Raw genomic sequence first — 20,938 nt, 5'->3', positions numbered from 1 at the left:
CCAAGGGCAACGCACGGATTTCCTGTTCTGGAAACGCATCAGCGAGGGGAGGATTTACACCCGTAGAGTTAAAACCCACATTTACGCCTGTCTATCCCCACAGGAATGTAGGAAATACCCTCATAGCCCTGTGTACTTTTCATTCAAGGCATACAGAATTGCGCAGGTCTCGCTGTCGAGTTGCCCACTGTAATCGCGAGACCGATAGTGCATCTGGAACGCCCTGACCCGCTGTCGGAAGCCCTGGCGATCCTTTGCCGGGGCGTAGCCATAGCGCTGAAACGCCCGCTCGATCTCTACTTCCGGAGGCAACCCTATGGAAAATCGCCGTTCATAGGACACCTTGGCGGGCTCATCGAACCAGGCACCCACGCCGGCTTCAAACAGACAACGCCACGGCAGGCACGGTCCCGGGTCGCTCTTGCGCCAATAGGCAATGTCCGAATGCCCGAGAATATCGGTAGGACCGATCGCCGGGTAACGCCCCTGAATGTCGCGAATCAGGGCAATCAACACGTCGATCTGTTCAGGGCCATACGCGGGAAAGGTAAACACACCGGCTTCATCCCGGGCCTGATTGACAATTTCAATCCCGATCGAGCGGCTATTGAGGTTATCGCGCCCGGCCCAGTGGCTCGCGCCGGCATGCCAGGCGCGCTGCGCTTCGTCCACCAGGCGGAACACCCGCAGTTCGTCGTAGCCGGCGGCGCGGTAGCTGGCGTCATGGGGATCAGGCAACAGGTAGTGCGCACTGACACCGTCACGGGTCAGCGTACGCAATGACGAAGCAAAAGGCGCAGCGGTGTAATGCACAATCACCTGGCGCACGGCTTCGCCATTGCGCTGGTTAAAGTCTTTTGCGGGAAACGTGGAATCGATGACCAACATAGGCGCTGTCCTTTTCAACACAGGCTGAGTCATTCAGCCCGTTCAAACACAAAAAAATGACCGCCATCCTGAAGCGTTACGCTTGAGGATGGCGGTAGCTATTTGTGCCGTGAAAAGAAGGTTCAGCGACGCAACGGCATGCCCAGGTCGACGCGCATGCCATCGGCCTGGCTGTCGAATTTCAAGGAGCACGAGCAGCGCTGCACGATTGCCTGGACAATCGCCAGCCCCAGGCCGCATCCCGGGCTGTTGCCGTTGCGCCAGAAGCGCTGGGTCAAGTGTTGCAAGTCTTCACTGGAAATCGGCGCGCCGTGGTCACGCACCCGGAACACCACATTATCGCCAGTGCTGGACACACTCAGTTCCACCCGGGTATCAGGCGGGGTGTGGCGCAAGGCGTTGTCCAGCAGGTTGCGCAAGGCGGCGACAGCCAGGCCCACCGGCATTTCCACCGGTTTGTCGGACAGGCCATCTGCCAGGATCAGGTCAATGCGCTGATTTTCGCCGCCATTGGCGTCCTGGATCGCCAGTTGTGCGACTTGTTCGGCACTCGATTGCAGGCCGTCGTCAAACGACAGGCTGCCTTCGACCCGCGCCAGCAGCAGTAACTGCTCAAGGGTGCGGTGCAAGCGATCGGCGCCTTCCTCGGCATGGGCCAGGGACTGGTCACGGGCAGCGCCTTCGGTCATGCGCGCCACTTGCAGGTGGGTCTTGATCGCCGTCAGCGGGCTACGCAATTCGTGGGCCGCGTCACCGGTCAAGCGGCGTTCGCGCTCGATGGTCTTGGCGATGCGTTGCAGCAACTGGTTCTGGGTGTCGAGCAGCGGCTTGAGTTCGCTGGGCAGCGGGCTGATCTGCAAGGGCTCGAGGGAATCGGCACTGCGGCGCATCAAGGCGTCACGCATGCGGTTGAGCGGCAACAGGCTTTGGCCGATCCCCAGCCATAGCAGGCACAGGCAGCCCAACAGCGCCACACCCACCGGCACCGAAGCCGCCAGCAGGATCGACAGGTTCAAGGCTTCGCGCTCCACCTGCCGGTCGGCGGTGGTGATAAACAAATCGCCACGGGACAGGGTGAAGCTGCGCCAGCCCACGCCATCAATCATCTGGTCGCGAAAGCCGCTCTTGCGCGACTCCAGGCCCTGGTCCGGCGTGGTGTGGCTGCGGGCGAGGACCACCCCGCGCAACGAGCTGACCTGGCACGCCATGCCACCCGGTACATTCAGTTGTTCGGCACTGAAGTGCGCGCCCTCACCCGTGCTCGACAGGCCCGGCATCTGCTCCATCAGCCCGGCGACCATGCGCGCCGACGCCACCAGGCGCTGGTCGAGGGAGAACATCATCTGGTTGCGCAAGTCGTTGAGCATCCACGCGGCAGCCAGGGCCCAGATCAGCACAAAGGCCGCGCCGAGCTTGAAGGTCAGCCGCAGGCGCAGGCTCATCACGAAGCGTCCTCTCCACCGTCAGCCGGGCCCAGGCGATAACCCAGGCCGCGCACGGTTTCGACGATGCCGTTACCGAGTTTGCGCCGCAGGTGGTGGATGTGCACATTGAGGGCGTTGCTTTCCAGTTCGTCGTTAAGCCCGTAGACGCTGTCTTTGAGCTGTTCACTGGACAGCACCCGGCCGCGGTTTTGCAGCAGGGCCTGCAACAACGCCTGCTCGCGGCGGGACAGGTCAACCGACTCACCGCCCAGCAACGTTTCGCGGCTGCTGGGGTTGTAGGTCAGGCGCCCGTGTTCGATCAGGTGGACGCTGCGCCCGGCCACCCGGCGCAACAAGGTGTGCAGGCGCGCGGCGAGTTCCCGCAGGTCGAAGGGCTTGAGCAGGTAATCGTCGGCACCGGCCTGCAGGCCGTCGACGCGGTTGGTCACCGAATCCCGCGCGGTGAGGATCAGCACCGGAATCTCCAGGCCTTGGCTGCGCAGTTGCTGCAACAGCTTCAAGCCGTCTTCATCCGGCAGGCCGAGGTCGAGTACCATCACGTCGAATTCCGCCACCTTGAGCATCGCCCGGGCAGCGGCGGCGGTGCCGACGCGCTCGACGGTCAGCCCCTGGGCGCTGAGCCCGGCAACAATGCCGCTGGCGATCAGTTCGTCGTCTTCACAGACCAGTACGTGCATGGTGAACCCTTTGCAAAATGTGAGGGTGATTAAAAAGGCAGTGGATTAAGCGCGCATTATGCCGCCAGCCCGCGTAAACCCGGATAATCCCTGCTGTCTAGAATAGCCCGGTTAATCATCGGTTAATCAACGCCACACATTGTGTGTCCCACTTGCTTCGAACTAAGGCTTGATCATGCGGCATCTGTTTATCTTTCTGCTGGTAGTGTTTGCTGGATTCGCCCAGGCCGCGCCGGGCAACAATCCGTTCGAGACCAAACCCGACTTCCTCCCGGTGGGCAAAGCCTTCACCTTTACCTCCGAGCGTCTGGCCTCCGGCGAAACCCAGCTGTATTGGCAGATTGCCGACGGTTATTACCTGTACCAGCAGCGCATGAAATTCGATGGCCTGGCCGAGAAGCCGACGCTGCCCCAAGGCGAAGCCCACAGCGACGAGTTCTTCGGTGAGCAGCAAGTCTATCGCCAGGGCCTGGAAGTGAAGATTCCCGCCGGTGCCACCGGCCAGGTCAAGCTCGGCTGGCAAGGCTGCGCCGATGCCGGCCTGTGCTACCCGCCACAATCGATCACCGTTGACCTGGGTGGCAACCCCGCCGTAGCCGCCACCGGCCAGGCCCAGGACCAAAGCCTGGCGAGCGGCCTGCAACAGCGCAGCCTGGGCTGGAGCCTGCTGGTGTTCTTCGGCCTGGGCCTGCTGCTGGCCTTTGCCCCGTGTTCCTTGCCGATGCTGCCGATTCTCGCCGGCCTTGTGGTAGGCAGTGGCGCCAGCCCACGGCGCGGCTTTGCCCTGGCCGCCAGCTACGTGGTGTGCATGGCGCTGGTGTACGCCGCCCTCGGCGTATTGGCCGCGCTGCTCGGCGGCAACCTCGCCGCCTTGCTGCAAACCCCGTGGATCCTCGGTAGCTTCGCCGTGTTGTTTGTGATCCTGGCCCTGCCGATGTTCGGCTTCTTTGAACTGCAACTACCGGCCTTTCTGCGGGACCGCCTCGACAACGTCAGCCGCAACCAGAGCGGCGGCAGCCTGGTGGGTGCCGGGGTGCTTGGCGCCTTGTCCGGCTTGCTGGTGGGCCCGTGCATGACCGCGCCCCTGGCCGGCGCCCTGCTCTACATCGCCCAAAGCGGCAATGCCCTGCACGGCGGCTTGATCCTGTTTGCCATGGGTATCGGCATCGGCGTGCCGCTGTTGCTGCTGGTGACCGTGGGCAACCGCTTCCTGCCCAAGCCCGGCACCTGGATGAACATCCTCAAGGGCATCTTCGGTTTCCTGTTCCTCGCCACCGCCGTGCTGATGATTCGCCCAGTGGTCGGTGAAACCCTGTGGCTCGGCTTGTGGGGTGTACTGGCGCTGGTCATGGCCTACTGCGGCTGGCGCCTGGCCCACGACTTCGGGCGCACCGCCATGCTGTTCGGTGCCGGTTCGCTGGTGCTGGGCCTCTGGGGCAGCGTATTGGTGATCGGTGCGGCCGGCGGCAGCGACGACCTGTGGCAACCGCTCAAGGTCTATAGCGGCTCGCGGGTGGCCGGTGCCCCCAGCGCCCACGACGCCTTCATGACCATCAACGACCCGGCCGTATTGCAAAGCCAACTCGATAGCGCCAAGGCCCAAGGCCAATGGGTGCTGGTGGACTACTACGCCGACTGGTGTGTGTCGTGCAAGATCATGGAGAAACAGGTGTTCGGCAAACCCGAAGTCATGGACGCCCTCAAGGAGGTGCGCCTGCTGCGCCTCGAAGTCACCGCCGACAACGCCGCCAGCCGCGAGCTGCTGGGCCGCTACAAAGTCCCCGGCCCGCCGAGCTTCGTCTGGATCGGCCCCGACGGTGAAGAGCGCCGCGCCCAGCGCATCACCGGCGAAGTCGACGCCGCCGCCTTCCTGCAACGCTGGACCCAAGCCCGGGAAGCCCTCTGATGCTGACACTGACCATCGGCACCTTCGCCATCGCCCTGAATCACTTGCTGCTGATCACGGCGTTGATCCTCGCCACCCTGGTGGGCTGGCGGGTGGCCAAGCGCGGCGGCGAGAACCCGGAGTCGGTGCTGTTCACCCTGTTTCTGGTGGGCATGCTCGCCGCGCGCGTCAGCTTCGTGCTGATGTACTGGTCGTATTACCAAAATGACCCGCTGCAGATCGTCGACCTGCGGGACGGCGGTTTTCTCGCCTGGCCCGGCGTTATCGCGCTGATCCTCGGCGCCTTGATCTACGGCTGGCGCCGCCCGCTGCTGCGCAAGCCACTGAGCGCCGGCGTGATCACCGGCCTGGCGTTCTGGGCGCTGACCAGTCTGTCGTTGACCCTCTACGAAAAAGGCACACACCTGCCGGACATCACCCTGCGCAACGCCAATGGCGAAACCGTGCAACTGGCCGACTACAAGGGCGGCCCGCTGGTGATCAATCTCTGGGCCACCTGGTGCCCGCCGTGCCGTCGCGAAATGCCAGTACTGGAAAGCGCCCAGCGCCAACGCCCGGACGTGACCTTCCTGTTCGTCAACCAGGCCGAAAGCATGCAAAGCGTCGCCACCTACCTGGCGACCCAGGGCCTGAACCTGGACAACGTGCTGTTCGACGCCAGCGGCCGCCTCGGCCAGGCCGTCGGCTCCATGGCTTTGCCCACCACCCTGTTTTACCAACCGGACGGTCGCCTGATCAACAGCCACCTGGGCGAGTTGTCCCAAGCCAGCCTGGCCCGCGCCATGGAGCGCTTCGAGCCGATCACCGCTAAACCGGCCCAGCCGGCTACCACAAGGAATTCGCCATGCTCCGCCTCCGCCACCTGCTGACCCTGTTGCCCCTGACACTGGCTGCCACGCTCGTCCAGGCTGAAGACTGGCCGGCGCCGATCAAGAACATTGAAGCGAAGGGTGCCAAGATTATCGGCAAGTTCGATGCCCCCAGCGGCCTCACGGGTTATGCGGCGCAATACCAGAACCGTGGCATGGCGTTGTACCTGACTGCCGACGGTAAAAGTGTGATCGCCGGCAACCTGTACGACGCCGACGGCAATGACCTGAGTACTGCGCCCCTGGAAAAGCTGGTGTATGCGCCGATGGCCAAGGAGGTCTGGGCCAAGATGGAACACAGTAACTGGATCCAGGATGGCAACAAGGATGCGCCGCGCATCGTTTACCTGTTCAGTGATCCGAACTGCCCGTACTGCAATATGTTCTGGGAACAGGCGCGGCCATGGGTGAAGTCGGGCAAGGTGCAGTTGCGGCATATCATGGTGGGGATTATTCGTGAGGACAGCCCGGGCAAGTCGGCGGCGCTGTTGGCAGCCAAGGATCCGCAGCAGGCGTTGGAAGCCCATGAGTCAGCCGGTAAAGGCAGCAAGTTGCAGGCGCTGGAGAAGATTCCGGCGGCTATCCAGGCCAAGCTTGATTCGAATATGAAGCTGATGGATGAGCTGGAGTTGTCGGCCACGCCGGCAATTTTCTATCTGGATGACAAGGGTGGGTTGCAGCAACAGCAAGGGGCGCCTTCGCCGGATAAGCTGGTGAAGATTCTGGGCCCTAAATAAGCGGCACTGAAGGTTCATAGCGAACAAGAAAAATGCCCGTTATCTGCGGGCATTTTTACAACAAGATTGATGTCGGTACGTTAGAGTTCCCGCAGCCGCAACTTTCCGAATGCGTAATCGTTACCGTTCCCGGTAGAGACATGACTGTATACCTGCACCTCAACACCTGAACCGGTGGCCGTAAATGTGCCGCTAACCCAAGCCCACTGCCGTGTTGTCAGATTGCTAGGCTCGATACAAACAACGCCGTTGACGAGTGCAGACAACTGCGGAGTGGCGAACGAACTATTGGATCGCCTGACCTCCATGCTGAACTCGTACGTCTGACCCGCGGCAAATGCTGGATAAGACTTGCTCAAGACGACTCCGGCAGAGCGCTCTGTGTAGGTATAGTTGGACAAAAACCACTCGCCCCCTTCATTCACCATCACCATGTCTCTGGGGTCCACCACATCAGCGCCTCTTTCCCAACCGTTCCAGTTGCCGCCTTCAAATTCTGATTCATCGTCGAAGGCCGGCGCTTCAGATTCTCCCAGTCGCAAATTTTCAGTAACACGCCGCAGTTCATGGGCGTTTTCCGGCAACAGCGACGTCTTTGGGTCTGCGGGCTCAGCGCCCAGCGCGCCATCATAGGTAATTGCAACGTTCAAGGTTACCGAAGACCAATCCTCGCAACCGGCCAGCCATTCACGCGAGAGTACTGGTCGGAAAACAAACCCCGGCTCGGCCTCTTCTGCTCTCACAACGTGGCCGTCAAATAGCCACTGGAATCGGAAATTCCCCAAGTCGTGTTCATTGCCTACCGCCAAGATCCACAACCGTTGCCCCTCTGCAAGAAATGGCGGCGCCTTTAACTCGATCCGTGCATTCCCCCGGAACTTGCGCATGTCCAACCAACGCGCGCCGTCATACTCCACAGCATTGGTAAAAACTGGAGCCGGCAAAGCCTCTGGCCGAATGAACTCGATGGTGAGTTCAAGCACATGTGAATCGCTGGTGGTGGTCTCGTACCAGACCATCAACGTCTTGCCGATGCAGCGGCCAACCAATGCCGCGTCAATATCCACTTCGACACTGCCACTGGCACTGCCGGAAGTATCAAACTGCGCCAGTGGCTGGTCCTGCTCATTCACCAATGCCCAGTACAGAGTGATAGGGGCACCCTCTTGCATGCCGTCAAAGGCGATGGTCACACAAGTGCCGTCTTCAGCATCGAGGGGGTACAACGTATTATTGGCGGCGGCGTATTTGACTGTCGGCACCGGAAGCAAATCATCAACGGGGGTTAGCTTGACCATTATGGAGTCTCTTCTTTGAGGGCGCGTACCGCTAAATCCAGGAAACAGCGGACCACACATATCAAATACCCCCGCAAAGGAACTGCCTACTGTCAGATCTGACAGTAGGCAGTTCCTTCTGACCAACGGTTACAACCCCTCCAACTCCGCCATCAAATCACTCAGCCGATCCACCTTCTGCGCACTGATCTCATTCGCCGCAAGCCCGTCGATATACCCCGCCAACTCCTCCACCGTGCTGCACTCGAACATCGCCCGTAACGGCACATCCCGCTGCAGCGTCGTCTGCACCCGTGAAGCAATCTGCGTGGCCAGCAACGAATGCCCGCCCAGCTCAAAGAAATTATCCTGCACCCCCACGCGCTCAACTTTCAGTACCTCGGCCCAAATCCCCGCCAACGTCTGCTCCAGCTCATTACGCGGCGCCAGGTAATCCTGGCTGTGCAACTGGCCAATCTCCAGCGCCGGCAAGGCCTTGCGATCCAGCTTGCCATTGGCATTCAGCGGCAAACGGTCGAGCCACAGCCAATGCAGCGGCACCATGTACTCCGGCAACTCGGCCCGCAGGCGTTGCTTGATCCGATCAAGACGCTCGCCTGGACTCAACAGCGCATCCGCCGCCACCAGGTATCCCACCAGATGCTTACCGTTGACCCCCTCCTGCACGCCAACCGCCGCATCCCGCACTTCCGGTTGTTCATGCAGGCGCGCTTCGATTTCACCCAACTCAATCCGGTAACCGCGAATCTTCACCTGATGGTCGATACGCCCGACGTACTCCAACACACCGTCGCTGCGGCGACGGGCCAAATCCCCTGTTCGATACAACCGGTCCGCACCAAACGGATTCGGCACAAACACCTGGGCCGTGCGCAGCGGGTCACTGACATAACCACGACCCACGCCGGTCCCCGCGACGCACAACTCGCCGACCGCACCCTGGGGCACCAACTCCAGCGCACCATCCAGCAGGTACAAACGGTTGTTGTCAGTCGGCGTGCCAATTGGCAGATAAGTGCCACGGGTCGACGCCAGGTCGACGCGGAAGAACGCCACGTCATCCGAGCATTCCGCCGGGCCATAGGCATTGACCAAGCCAATCTCCGGATAGCGCAACAACCACTGATGCGCCAGCTCCGGCGGCATGGCTTCACCGGTCGGCAGCATCCAGCGCAAGCCGTCCAGGCTCATGCGCTCCTGGGCAAGCATGCCCTGGATCAGCGACGGCACGCTCTCCAACACGGTAATGCCCTGGGCCTGGACATGCGTCAGCAAGCCTTGCGGATCATGGGCAATCGTATTCGGCACAATATCTACCCGCGCGCCGAACAGCGGCGCGGCGAGGAACTGCCACACTGAAATATCGAAACTTTGCGAGGCGGTTTGAGCGATCACATCGTGCTCAGTCAGTTGCAGATACGGCACCTTGCTCAGCTGGTTATTGAGCATGCCGTGCTGCTCCACCATTACGCCCTTGGGCAAGCCGGTGGAGCCCGAGGTGTAGATCACATAGGCAAGGTTGTCCGGCGCACTGTAGATCCCGGGGTTTTCCTCAGACCCGGCCAAGGCGTCCCAAACCAGTAGCTTCGGCCGACCGGAGCAGGCGAACTCTTCCAGCAGCAACTGCGCCTGTTCACGGCACGCTTCGGTGCACACCAGCAGCGGCGTGCGGCTGAGGTCGATAATCCGGCTCAAGCGCTGCGTCGGCAGCCCCGGGTCCAACGGCAAGTAACCGGCACCGGCCTTGAAGCTGCCGATGATCATGCCCAGCAAATCCAGATTACGTTCGGCCAGCAACGCCACCGGTTGATCCGGACCGACACCCGCCGCGATCAATGCATGGCCCAGGCGGTTACTGCGCCGGTTCAGTTCGGCATAGCTCCATTGCTGATCCAGGCAACTGGCGGCAATCCGCTGTGGATGCTGCTGCACCTGGGCTTCGAACAGCTCAACATAGCTGCGCTCCAGCGGATATTCATGCTCGCTCTGGTTGCAGCCTTCCACCAGGAACTCACGTTCCTGCTCGCCAATCAGCGGCAAGTCGGCCATGTCGCCATGGAAGCCCTGCACCAGCGCCAGCAGCAGCCGCTTGAATTCAGCGAGCATGCCTTGCACGGTGGTTTCATCGAAGTAACGCTGGTCGTAGGAAAGGTGCAGGCCCAGGTCATCGCCCGGATAGCACACGGCGGTCAGCGGGAAGTTGGTGTGGGTACGCCCGGAATCCGAGGTGGCATTCAGGCTTTGCGCACGGTCCAGCACCGAGACTTCCACCGGGGCGTTTTCGAACACAAAGAGGCTGTCGAATAGCGGCTGGCCCTTGGGCAGTTCGCTGTTTTCCTGGATGGTCACCAGCGGCAGGTATTCGTACTCACGCAGTTGCATGTTGCTGTCGAGCAGGCCGCTCAACCATTGGCGTACGCTGCACTGCTGATCGTCCTCGGGCAGCTTGACCCGCAAGGCGATGCTGTTGATAAACAACCCGACGGTGCGCTGCATCTCGGGCATTTCCACCGGACGCCCGGCCACGGTAACGCCGAACAGCACGTCGCGATCGCCACTCAACCGCCGCAGCACCAAGGCCCACGCGGCTTGGGCAAAAGTGTTCACCGTCAGTTGATGGGCCTGGGCCAGCTCGCGCAATTGCGCGCCGTCGCGCACATCCAAGCGGGTGTAGCAGTCGCCCACCACCATGCCGCCGCTGTGGCCGGCGTGTTCCCGCAGGAACGGCCGGTCACTCGGAATCGGCGTGGTGCGTTCAAACCCTTGCAGGTTCTGCTGCCACCACTGACGCGCCTCGGCGAGGTTCTGGCGTTGCAGCCAGGCGATGTAGTCGCGATAACGCGGTGGCGTCGCCAGCTGCGCGTCGCGGCCTTCGCCGAGGGCCGTGTAGATGTCGAAGAAATCGTTCATCAGCAGCGAGCGGCACCAGGCATCGATCAGGATGTGGTGGTTGCTCATCATGAACCAGTAGCGGGCTTCGCCCACGCGGATCAGCCTCAGGTGGAACGGTGCCTGATTGAGCAGATCGAAACCCGCTTCACGCTCGCTTTTCAGCAACGCTTGCAGACGCGGCTCCTGTTCGCTCTCCGGCTCCAGGCTCCAGTCGAGGTATTCGATCGGCGTGCTGCCGGGCTTGTGGATAACCTGCAGCATGTCTTCGCCGACGTTCCAGCAGAACGAGGCGCGCAACGCTTCGTGACGGGCGATCACCGCCTGCCAGGCCTGGGCGAAACGCTCGGGGTCCAGGGCGCTGTTGATGCGGTAGCGGTCCTGCATGTAGTACAGGCCGGTGCCCGGTTCCAGCAAGGTGTGCAGCAGCAAGCCTTCTTGCATCGGAGTCAGCGGGTACACGTCTTCGATGGCATTGGCCGGCACCGGCAGCGCGTCGAGTTGCCCTTGGGTGAGGTGCGCCAGCGGGAAGTCCGATGGCGTGAGGCCGCCCGCGTCTGCCTTGAGGCAATGCTCGATCAAGCTTTGCAGTTCCGCCAGGTAAGCATCCGCCAGTTCAGCGATGGTCTGGCTGTGGTGACGTTCGCGGCTGAAGGTCCAGCGCAGCACCAATTCACCGCCGTACACCTGGCTGTCGACGCTCAGCTCGTTGGGCAGCGGCGCGTCCGGGTCATGGGCGATCCCGGCGGATTCGTCCAGCGGGTGAAAGAGTGCGTCAGCGCCAAAGCTCTGGTCGAACTGGCCGAGGTAGTTGAAGGTGATACTGGCGCTCGGCAACGCGGCCATGGTCTGGCGACACAGGTCGTCAGCCAGGTAGCGCAGCACGCCGTACCCCAACCCTTTGTGGGGCACGCCGCGCAGTTGCTCCTTGATCGCCTTGATCGAGGCGCCTTGCCCGGCGGCTTCTTCGATATGTAACGGGGTCAGGCGCAACGGGTAGGCGCTGGTGAACCAGCCGACGCTGCGGGTCAGGTCGATCTCGTCGAACAGGGTTTCGCGGCCGTGGCCTTCCAGCTGGATGAGTGCCGATTCATGGCCACTCCAGCGGCACAAGACTCGGGCCAAGGCGGTCAGCAGCAAGTCGTTGACCTGGGTGCGGTAAGCACTCGGCGCCTGTTGCAACAGCTGGCGGGTACGCTCGGCATCCAGGCGCACGCTGACGGTATCGGCATCGCGATTGCGCAGCGAACCTTGCGGGCGGTCCACCGGCAGTTCAACGGCAGGACCGGCCAACTGCTGCTGCCACACGTCCAGTTCTTCACGCAGGGATTCGCTGCCGGCATAGGCCTGCAAGCGTGCTGCCCAATCGCGCAGGGCACTGGTCTTGGCCGGCAGGCTCACCGGTTGGCCGTCGCTCAACTGGCGATACGCGGTCTGCAAATCTTCCAGCAACACGCGCCAGGAAACACCGTCCACCACCAGGTGATGGATCGCGATCAGCAGCCGGCGCTGGCCTTGCGGGCCGTCCACCAGCAGCGCGCGCAACAGCGGGCCATGGGCGAGATTGAGGCTGCGCTGGGTGTCGGTGAACAGCGCGCTGCACTGCTCCATATCCGCCACCTGGGCTTGCAACAGCGGGCCGCCTTCTGGCACCGCCAAGTGTTCGGCATGCCATTGGGCGTCGCGCCGGGTGAAGCTCAGGCGCAGGGCGTCGTGGTGTTCCAGCACCGCCAGCAGCGCCTGTTCCAGGCGATGGGGTTCGAGGGCCTGAACCGGCTCCAGCAGCAGCGCCTGGTTCCAGTGTTGGCGCTCGGGGATGTCGGTGTCGAAGAACCAGTGCTGGATCGGGGTCAGCCCGGATGCGCCGGTCAGCACGCCTTGTTCGGCGATAACCTGCTCGGTGCGGGTCGCCACGGCGGCCAGGGTTTGCACGGTCTGGTGCTGGAACAAGTCACGCGGGCTGAAATGAATCCCTGCCTGCCGCGCGCGGCTGACCACCTGGATCGACAGAATCGAGTCGCCGCCCAGCTCAAAGAAGTTATCGTCGAGGCCCACCTGCTGCACGTTCAATACCGCGCACCAGATCGCCGCCAGGGTTTGCTCCAGTTCGTTGCGCGGCGCCACGTACTGTTGGCGATTCGCCTCGGGATCCGGCTGCGGCAAGGCGCGACGGTCGAGTTTGCCGTTGGCAGTCAGCGGCATGATGTCGAGGACGATCAGGTGCGCGGGCACCATGTAGTCCGGCAGCTGCGCTTTCAAATGCGCCTTGAGGGATTCACGCAGTGCACCGTGTTCTTCGTTGCTGACCAGATAGGCCACCAACTGTTTGCCGCTCGGTGAATCCAGTGCCAACACCACCGCTTCACGCACCGCCTCGTGTTCCAGCAGGCGGGTTTCAATTTCCCCCAGCTCGATGCGGAACCCGCGAATTTTCACTTGATGGTCAATACGGCCAAGGTACTCAACCAGGCCATCGGCACGCTGGCGCACCAGGTCGCCGGTGCGATACAGACGACCGCCGTTCGTGGCAAACGGGTCCGCGACAAACCGCTCTGCCGTCATCCCCGGACGCTGGTGATACCCCTGGGCCAGGCCGGCACCGCCGACGTACAGCTCACCCGTCGCGCCTTGCGGCACCAGCGCCAAATCCGCATCCAGAATGTAGGCCACACGCGCGCCGATGATGCTGCCGATCGGCACGCTGCCTGCGCCCTCTTCCAGTGTTTCCGGGGCAAGACTGGCCAGCGGCATCACCACCGTTTCAGTCGGGCCATAGGCGTTGAAAAACAGTGCCGGCTTGAATGCCGCGCGAATACGCTGCAAGTGCTCGCCGGTCAGGGCTTCACCTCCGGTGATGCACATGCGCACCGGCAAGGTCTGGTGTTGCGTGGCCAGCCATTGCGCCAACTGGCTGCCGTAGCTTGGGGTAAAGCCGAGGATGTTGATGCGGTGCTGACGAATCAGCCCACAGATTTCTTCCGCATCCCATTGGCCCTGGGCCCGCAACACAACCTGGGCGCCGCTGAGCAACGGCACCAGCAGACGCTCGGTGGCGGCGTCGAAGTTGATGGAATAGAAGTGCAGCTCGCAGTCATCGGGACGCATGCCGAAGCGTTCGATCACCGCCTGGCAATGCATGGCGATTTCACCGTGGGACACCACCACGCCCTTGGGCTTGCCGGTGGAGCCGGAGGTGTAGATCAGATAGGCCTGGTGTTGCGGCAGGCTAATGAAAGGCAATTCGCTGGCCGGGTAGCTGGCCAGGGTTGGCAGGTCATCTTCCAGGCACCAGCGACCGACACTGGCGGGCAGCTCGCCCAGCGCGTCGAACATCGCAGCGTCGCTGAGCAGCAGGCCGATGCCACTGTCTTCGATCATGTAGTGCAGGCGGTCCAGCGGGTATTCCGGGTCCAGCGGCACATAGGCGCCGCCGGCCTTGAGGATCGCCAGCAGGCCGATCACCATTTCCAGCGAACGCGGCAGCGCCAGGCCAACCCGCACCTGCGGGCCCACGCCGCGCTCGCGGAGCATCCAGGCCAGGCGATTGGCGCGGCTGTCGAGTTCGCTATAGCTCAAGGTCTGCCCGGCGAAGGTCAAGGCCGGGGCATCCGGGCGAGCCAGGGCCTGCTCGCTGAACAGGTGGTGAATGCACTGGTCGAGACGATGCTCGCCGGCCTCCATGCCAAGGCTGTCTTGCAACGAGCGTTGCTCGGCCGCTTCCAGCAACGGCAACTCACTCAGGCGCTGTTGCGGATCGGCAAGCAAGGCTTCCAGCAGGTTTTGCCAGTGGGCGGCCATGCGTGCAATGCGCGGCTCATCGAACAGATCGGTGCTGTAGGTCAGGCAGCAACCCAGGCGATGGTCGAGGTCGGTGACTTCCAGGTTGAGGTCGAACTTGGTGGCGCGGGCATCGTTGGCCAGGTACTCGACGGTCATCCCGGCCAATGTACGGCTCTGCTGGAACTCCCAGCGTTGCACGTTGCACATCACCTGGAACAGCGGGTTGTACGCCGCGCTGCGGGGTGGTTGCAGGGCTTCTACCAAGTGGTCGAACGGCAGGTCTTGATGGGACTGGCCTTCGATCACGGTGTGGCGCACCTGGTCGAACAATTCGCCGACGCTCATCTGCCCGTTGAGCTGGCAGCGCAGCACCTGGGTGTTGAGGAACGCGCCAATCAGCCCTTCGCTTTCCGGACGAATCCGGTTGGCGACTGGCGCACCGATACGCAGGTCGGTCTGGCCGCTGTAGCGGTAGAGCAATACCGCGAGGGTGGCGGTCATGGTCATGAACAGGGTCAGACCACGCTCGGCGTTAAAGGCCCGCACGCGGGCGGCAAGGTCATCGCTCAAGTCGAAACGGAACAGCTCGCCCTGGTGACTTTGCACCGGTGGTCGCGGGCGGTCGCCCGGCAGTTCCAGCAGCGGGTGTTCGGTACCCAGTTGTGCGGTCCAGTAATCCAGTTGGCGCTGGCGCTCGCCGGATTCCAGCCACTGGCGCTGCCACACGCTGTAGTCGAGGTACTGCACCGGCAGCGGTGCCAACGGCGATTCGCGGTCGTCGATAAAGGCTTCGTACAGGGCGCTGAGTTCACGGGCAAAAATGTCCATGGCCCAGCCTTCGGTGACGATGTGGTGCAGGGTCAGCACCAGGTAATGTTCCTGCTCGCCGGCCTTGACCAGGCAGGCGCGCAGCAGTGGGCCGGCCTCCAGATTGAACGGCGTGTGGGCTTCATGATCGGCCAGTTGCTGCACACGCTGCTGGCGCTCGGGCTCACTGAACGCCGAGAAATCCTGCCAATCCATGCGCACGCCGGTTTGCGCCGCAACCTTCTGCTGCGCCACGCCATTGATGCTCGGGAAAGTCGTGCGCAGGGTTTCATGACGCATGATCAAGGCCTGCAACGCCGCCTCGAAACGCCCCACGTCCAGCACCCCGCGAAAGCGCGCCATGCCGCCGACGTTATACGCCGGGCTGTCGGGTTCCATCTGCCAGAGGAACCACATGCGCTGCTGGGAATAGGACAGCGGCACCGGCTGGCTGCGGTCGACCTTGCCGATGGCCAGTTGTTGGTTGCGCTGGCCCGAGGCCTGGATCAGGCGGACCTGCTCGGCGAAAGCCCCCAACTCGCTGGCTTCGAACAATGTGCGCAGCGGCAGCTCGACGTCGCAGGCCTGACGGGTGCGGGAGATGATTTGTGTGGCCAGCAGCGAATGGCCGCCGAGGGCGAAGAAGTCGTCCCGCAGGCCGATACGTGGCAGGGCAAGGACTTCGCGCCAGATCGCGGCGATTTGCTGCTCCAGCGGTGTTTCGGGTTCGACGTGTTCACGCACTTGCCACACCGGTTCCGGCAAGGCACGGCGATCCAGTTTGCCGCTCGGACTCAGGGGCATCGCGTCCAGGCGCATCAATTGTGCCGGGACCATATACTCCGGCAGCTCGGCGGCCAGAGCGGTTTTTACATCCTGCTCATCCAGCGGTTCGTTGGCGGTGTAGTAACCGATCAACTGCGCCCCGGCAGCGGTTTCACGCACCAGCACCACCGCTTGGGCGATGCCATCAAGGGCCAACAGACGCGCTTCGATTTCTTCAGGCTCGACACGGAAGCCGCGCAGCTTGACCTGCTGATCCAGGCGTCCGAGGTATTCCAGCGCACCGTCGGCGCTCCAGCGCACGCGGTCACCGGTGCGATACAGGCGTGCGCCCGCCTCACCCAACGGGTCGGCGACAAACCGTTCAGCGGTCAGCCCCGCACGCCCGAGGTAACCCCGGGCCAGGCCGATACCGCCGATGCACAGCTCACCCGGGACACCTGACGGCAGTGGGTTGAACTGATCATCCAGCACCCGGCAAATCACATTGCCCAGCGGACGGCCAATCGGCGAACGCTCTCCATCCTCCGCCTGGCACTGCCAATGCGTCACGTTGATCGCGGTTTCAGTCGGGCCGTAGCGGTTGTGCAACTGCACTGCCGGCAACTGCGCCAACACCCGGTTGCGCAGCTCGGCAGGCAGCGCTTCACCGCCGGAGAACAGACGACGCAGGCTGGTGCATTCCGCGGCCAACGGCTCGTCGACAAACAGCTGCAACAACGGCGGCACAAAGTGCAGCGTGGTCACGCCGTGCTCCTGCACCAACTGGGCAATGCGATGCGGGTCGCGATGCTCGCCGGGGCCGGCTAGTACCAGGCGGCAACCGGTGATCAGCGGCCAGAAACACTCCCACACCGACACGTCGAAACTGATGGGCGCCTTTTGCATCAGCACATCGGTTTCATCCAGATTGTAGGTGGCCTGCATCCACTGCAGACGCTCGGCCAGCGCTGCATGAGTGTTGCCCACGCCCTTGGGCTGGCCGGTGGAGCCGGAGGTGTAGATCACGTAGGCGAGGTTGTCGCCGTTCAGGTGCAGGCCCGGCGCGTGGGTCGGCCAGCTTTCCAGCTTGAGGCTGTCCATGGCGATGACGCAGACGCCTTCAGCCGTGGGCAGTTGCTCAAGCAGCGAAGTCTGGGTCAACAGCAGTTGCACGCCGCTGTCCTTGAGCATGTAGGCGAGGCGTTCGGCCGGGTAATCCGGATCCAGCGGCACATAGGCACCGCCGGCCTTGATGATTGCCAGCAGGCCGATCAGCAGTTGCGGCGAACGCTCGGCGGCGATGGCCACGCACACGTCCGGGCCGACGCCCTTGTCCCGCAGGTAATGGGCCAGGCGGTTGGCCTGGGTGTGCAGTTGGGCGAAGGTCAGGCTGCCGTCCTGCCACACCAGTGCGGTGCGTTCCGAGACCTGTTGGTTGAGTTGTTCCGGCAGCCAGCTCTGCGCTGGTGTGCACGGCGCGGCGCTCCACTGACGTTGTTGGGTGTGTTCGTCGGCGTGCAGCAGCTTCAGGTCACCGATGGCCTGTTGCGGTTGCTCGCAAATGGCTTGCAGCAGGTTGATGAAGTGCTCGGCCAGTCGCTCGATGGTGGCGACGTCAAACAGTTCGTCGGCGTAGTCGAAGGACAGGCTCAGGCGACCGTTGCGGTCTTCTTCAGTGTGCAGTTGCAGGTCGAACTTGGCTTCGCGGCTGTGCCACGCCAGCTCGTCGGCGAGCAGGCCCGGGAGGCGGCGCAAGGCACTGAGATCGCGTTGCTGGTGGTTGAACATTACCTGGAACAGGCCTTGTTCCCGGGCTCGCGGGAAGGCTTCCAGCAGTTGCTCGAACGGCAAGTCCTGATGGGCCTGGGCGCCCAGGGCAGCGGTTCGCGTCGCGGTCAGCAAGTCGGCGAATGGCAGGCGCGCATCCAGTTCGGCACGCAGCACGAGGGTGTTGATAAAGAACCCGATCAGGCCTTGGGTTTCCTGGCGCGGACGGTTGGCGTTGGGCACGCCGATGCGGATATCGCGTTGGCCGCTGTAGCGATAGAGCAGGCTCTGGAACGCTGCGAGCAACAGCATGAACGGCGTGGACTCGTGAGCCTGGGCGGTCTTGCGAATGGCTTCACTGAGGCTCGTGTTCACGCGCACGCTGTGGCGTGAAGCACTGCGAATATGCTGCGCCGAGCGTGGGTGATCGGTGGCCAGGCTCAGGGTTGGGTGGTCGTCCCCCAGCTGTGCTTTCCAGTAAGCCAGTTGCCGCTGGCCCTCGCCTTCGGCCAGCCACTGGCGCTGCCAGCTGCCGTAATCGGCGTATTGCAGGGCCAGCGCTGGCAACTCCAGGGTTTGGCCTTGGGACGCGGCGGCGTACAAGCGGGAGAATTCGTCGATCAACACGTTCAGCGACCAGCCGTCCGCGATGATGTGGTGCATCGTCACCAGCAGTTGGTGGTCTTCGTCATCCAGGCGCACCAGCGTTACCCACAGCAGCGGGCCTTTCTCCAGGTCAAACTGGGTGCGGGCTTCGTCTTCGCGGATCTGGTTGGCCCGGGCTTCGCGCTCGGCGGCGGGCAGGTCGCTGAGGTCGATGACTTGCAGGTCGAAATCAGCCTTGGCGTCGACCCGCTGGAAGCCCTGGCCGTCGCGTTCAAAGAAGCGCGTGCGCAGGGACTCGTGGCGCTGGATCAGTTGCTGGAAGCTTGCGCGCACCGCGTCTTCATCCAGTTCGCCGCGCAACCGCAGGGCACCGGGGATGGTGTAGGCGCTGCTCTGCGGGTCGAGTTGCCAGGTGATCCACAGGCGGTTTTGCGCGAGGGATTGCGGCAAGTCTTCCTGGCGTGACAGCGCATGGATCGCGCCTTGGGCCACGCCGCCGTCCTGCTGCAATTGCGCGACGCTGGTGGCGAAGGCAGCCAGGGTTGGCGCTTCGAACAACAGGCGCAGGTTCAGCTCCAGGCCGAGGGTTTCCCGCAGGCGGGCGACGACCTGGGTGGCGCTGATGGAGTTGCCGCCCAACAGGAAGAAGTGATCGTCGGCGGCGACCTGCGTCACCTGCAATTGCTCGCACCAGATCGCGGCAATCTGGCTTTGCAGTTCGGATTGCAGGGCAGCATCGCCGACCTGCGCCTGCACGCCGGGGAACTGCGCATAACTGTCGAGGCTGCCATCCGCCAACCGCGTGCGGCAGGCCGAACGCTGAACCTTGCCGCTGGACGTTTTCGGCAAGCCGCCGGGGTTGAGCAATATCACCACGCTCGGCGCTTCCTGGCAGGCCTCGGCCACTGCTTGACGAATCGCCTTGATCAGCGCTTCAGGCGGCAGGATTTTCTGCACGCTGCGGCTGATTTCGGCGGCGATGCCGATGCCTTCCAGGCCCTGGTCATTCACCGCAAACGCGGCGACCCGACCCTTGCGCACCACTTCCACTTCACGCTCGATGGCTTGCTCGATGTCTTGGGGATACAGGTTGTGGCCCCGCACGATCAGCAGGTCTTTCAAGCGACCGGTGATGAACACTTCACCTTCGCGGATAAACCCAAGGTCGCCGGTCCGCAGCCAGGTACGGCTTTCGTGCTGGACGAAAGTCTTGGCAGTGGCTTCAGGGTTGCGCCAGTAGCCGTGGGCGATGCTCGGGCCGGTGGCCCAGATTTCACCGACGGCATTGTCGGGGAGCGTCGCCAGGGTGGCGGGTTCGGCAATCAGTACCGCGTGTTCGGGCTGGCTGGTGCCGCAACTCATGATCGCCGCGCCCTGCCCAGGCTCGGCGCGATTGGCAGCCAGAGCCTGTTCGTCCAGGCGCAGGGCCGGGATGCCGTGGCCACGGGTGCCGCCGGCAACGAACAAGGTAGCCTCCGCCAGGCCATAGGATGCGAAGAAATTATTCGAGGTAAAACCGCAGGCGGCGAACTTCTCGGCAAAGCGTTCCAGGGTGTCGAGGCGGATCGGCTCGGAGCCGGAATACGCCACGCGCCACTTGCTCAAATCCAAGCGATCCAATGCCGATTCACTGACTCGCTCGCTGCACAGCCGATAGGCAAAATCCGGCCCGCCGCTGATGGTGCCGCCGTATTCGCTGATCGCTTCCAGCCAGCGCAATGGCCGGCCGAGGAAGTACGCCGGCGACATCAACACACACGGCACACCACTGAAGATCGGTTGCAGCAGGCCGCCGATCAGGCCCATGTCGTGGTACAGCGGCAGCCAGCTGACGATCACGTCGTCGGGGTTCAGGTCGATGCCGAAGCCCCGGCGAATCAGCAGCTCGTTGGCCACCAGGTTGCCGTGGGTGACTTGCACGCCCTTGGGCAACGCAGTGGAACCGGAGGTGTATTGCAGGAAGGCGATGTCATCGTCTTGCAAGTTGGGCGCGAGCCAATTGCTCGCGATCTCGGCATGAAGGCTGTCGACGCACAGCAACTGCGGTGCACCTTCGAGTTGCAGCAACGAATCACCGAGGCTGGCGGTAGTCAGCAGCAACCGTGGCTCGGCGTCCGCGATGATCGACAACAGGCGCTCCTGATGATGTCGGCGGGCGGACTCAGGCGGGTAAGCCGGCACCGCAATGACCCCGGCATACAGGCAACCAAAGAACGCCGCGACATAATCCGGCCCGCTGGGAAACAACAGTACCGCGCGGTCGCCCAGGTTTGCGTTGGCCTGCAAGGCGGCGGCGATGGTGCGGGCGCGCAGGTCAAGGTCGCGGTAACTGAGGACGACGCTTTGCTCGGCCGTCTCGGCCAGGAAGCGCAACGCCAGTTGATCCGGGGTTTGTGCGGCGCGGCGCTGAAGGGACTGGACCAGGGTGCGGGGAAGTTCGAAGGCGTCCATCATGGGGTTCCTGCCTGAAATCGGCTTACTGGGAAATCGGGGAATGTGTGGCG

General features: G+C 63.0%; 8 protein-coding genes. 3 read left to right on the top strand and 5 right to left on the bottom strand.

Going from position 1 to position 20,938, the window contains the following annotated elements; genetic code table 11:
* Window positions 1-120 precede the first annotated feature (120 nt).
* From AU074_RS14795 to AU074_RS14785, 3 genes are all read right to left on the bottom strand, one after another.
* Window positions 121-888, bottom strand: coding sequence for an N-acetylmuramoyl-L-alanine amidase (locus tag AU074_RS14795; protein WP_076015328.1), 768 nt, complete (start codon window positions 886-888; stop codon window positions 121-123).
* Window positions 889-1,010: 122 nt separating this feature from the next.
* On the bottom strand, window positions 1,011-2,330 hold the full coding sequence (locus AU074_RS14790) for an ATP-binding protein (protein ID WP_076015327.1): 1,320 nt from the start codon (window positions 2,328-2,330) through the stop codon (window positions 1,011-1,013).
* Window positions 2,330-3,010: a response regulator gene (locus tag AU074_RS14785; protein WP_076015326.1), complete on the bottom strand. Its 681-nt coding sequence runs from the start codon at window positions 3,008-3,010 to the stop codon at window positions 2,330-2,332. Before AU074_RS14785 ends, AU074_RS14790 begins: the two co-directional genes overlap by 1 nt.
* A 175-nt stretch (window positions 3,011-3,185) precedes the next feature.
* Here AU074_RS14785 and dsbD point away from each other — a divergent pair, with 175 nt between their 5' ends.
* The 3 genes from dsbD to dsbG are packed head-to-tail and all read left to right on the top strand — an operon-like array spanning window position 3,186 to window position 6,522.
* Complete coding sequence (dsbD, locus tag AU074_RS14780; protein ID WP_076015325.1) at window positions 3,186-4,916, top strand: protein-disulfide reductase DsbD; 1,731 nt, start codon at window positions 3,186-3,188, stop codon at window positions 4,914-4,916.
* Window positions 4,916-5,785 carry a TlpA disulfide reductase family protein gene (locus AU074_RS14775; protein WP_076015324.1) on the top strand — a complete coding sequence of 290 codons (870 nt, stop codon included), beginning with the start codon at window positions 4,916-4,918 and terminating at the stop codon, window positions 5,783-5,785. The genes dsbD and AU074_RS14775 overlap by 1 nt, the downstream gene beginning before the upstream one ends.
* Window positions 5,761-6,522: a thiol:disulfide interchange protein DsbG gene (gene dsbG, locus AU074_RS14770; RefSeq protein ID WP_076015323.1), complete on the top strand. Its 762-nt coding sequence runs from the start codon at window positions 5,761-5,763 to the stop codon at window positions 6,520-6,522. Before AU074_RS14775 ends, dsbG begins: the two co-directional genes overlap by 25 nt.
* A gap of 80 nt (window positions 6,523-6,602) precedes the next feature.
* On the opposite strand, the gene AU074_RS14765 is transcribed toward dsbG, so the two are convergent.
* Together AU074_RS14765 and AU074_RS14760 are read right to left on the bottom strand one after the other, a co-directional pair.
* Window positions 6,603-7,820 carry a hypothetical protein gene (locus AU074_RS14765; protein ID WP_076015322.1) on the bottom strand — a complete coding sequence of 406 codons (1,218 nt, stop codon included), beginning with the start codon at window positions 7,818-7,820 and terminating at the stop codon, window positions 6,603-6,605.
* Between the two features lie 129 nt (window positions 7,821-7,949).
* On the bottom strand, window positions 7,950-20,888 hold the full coding sequence (locus AU074_RS14760) for a non-ribosomal peptide synthetase (RefSeq protein WP_076015321.1): 12,939 nt from the start codon (window positions 20,886-20,888) through the stop codon (window positions 7,950-7,952).
* Window positions 20,889-20,938 lie beyond the last annotated feature (50 nt).

It is taken from the genome of Pseudomonas sp. ATCC PTA-122608, from assembly GCF_001952855.1.
GTDB lineage: Bacteria > Pseudomonadota > Gammaproteobacteria > Pseudomonadales > Pseudomonadaceae > Aquipseudomonas.
The sequence above is the reverse complement of the archived record's forward strand: the minus strand, read 5'-3'. Positions and strand labels throughout refer to the sequence as shown.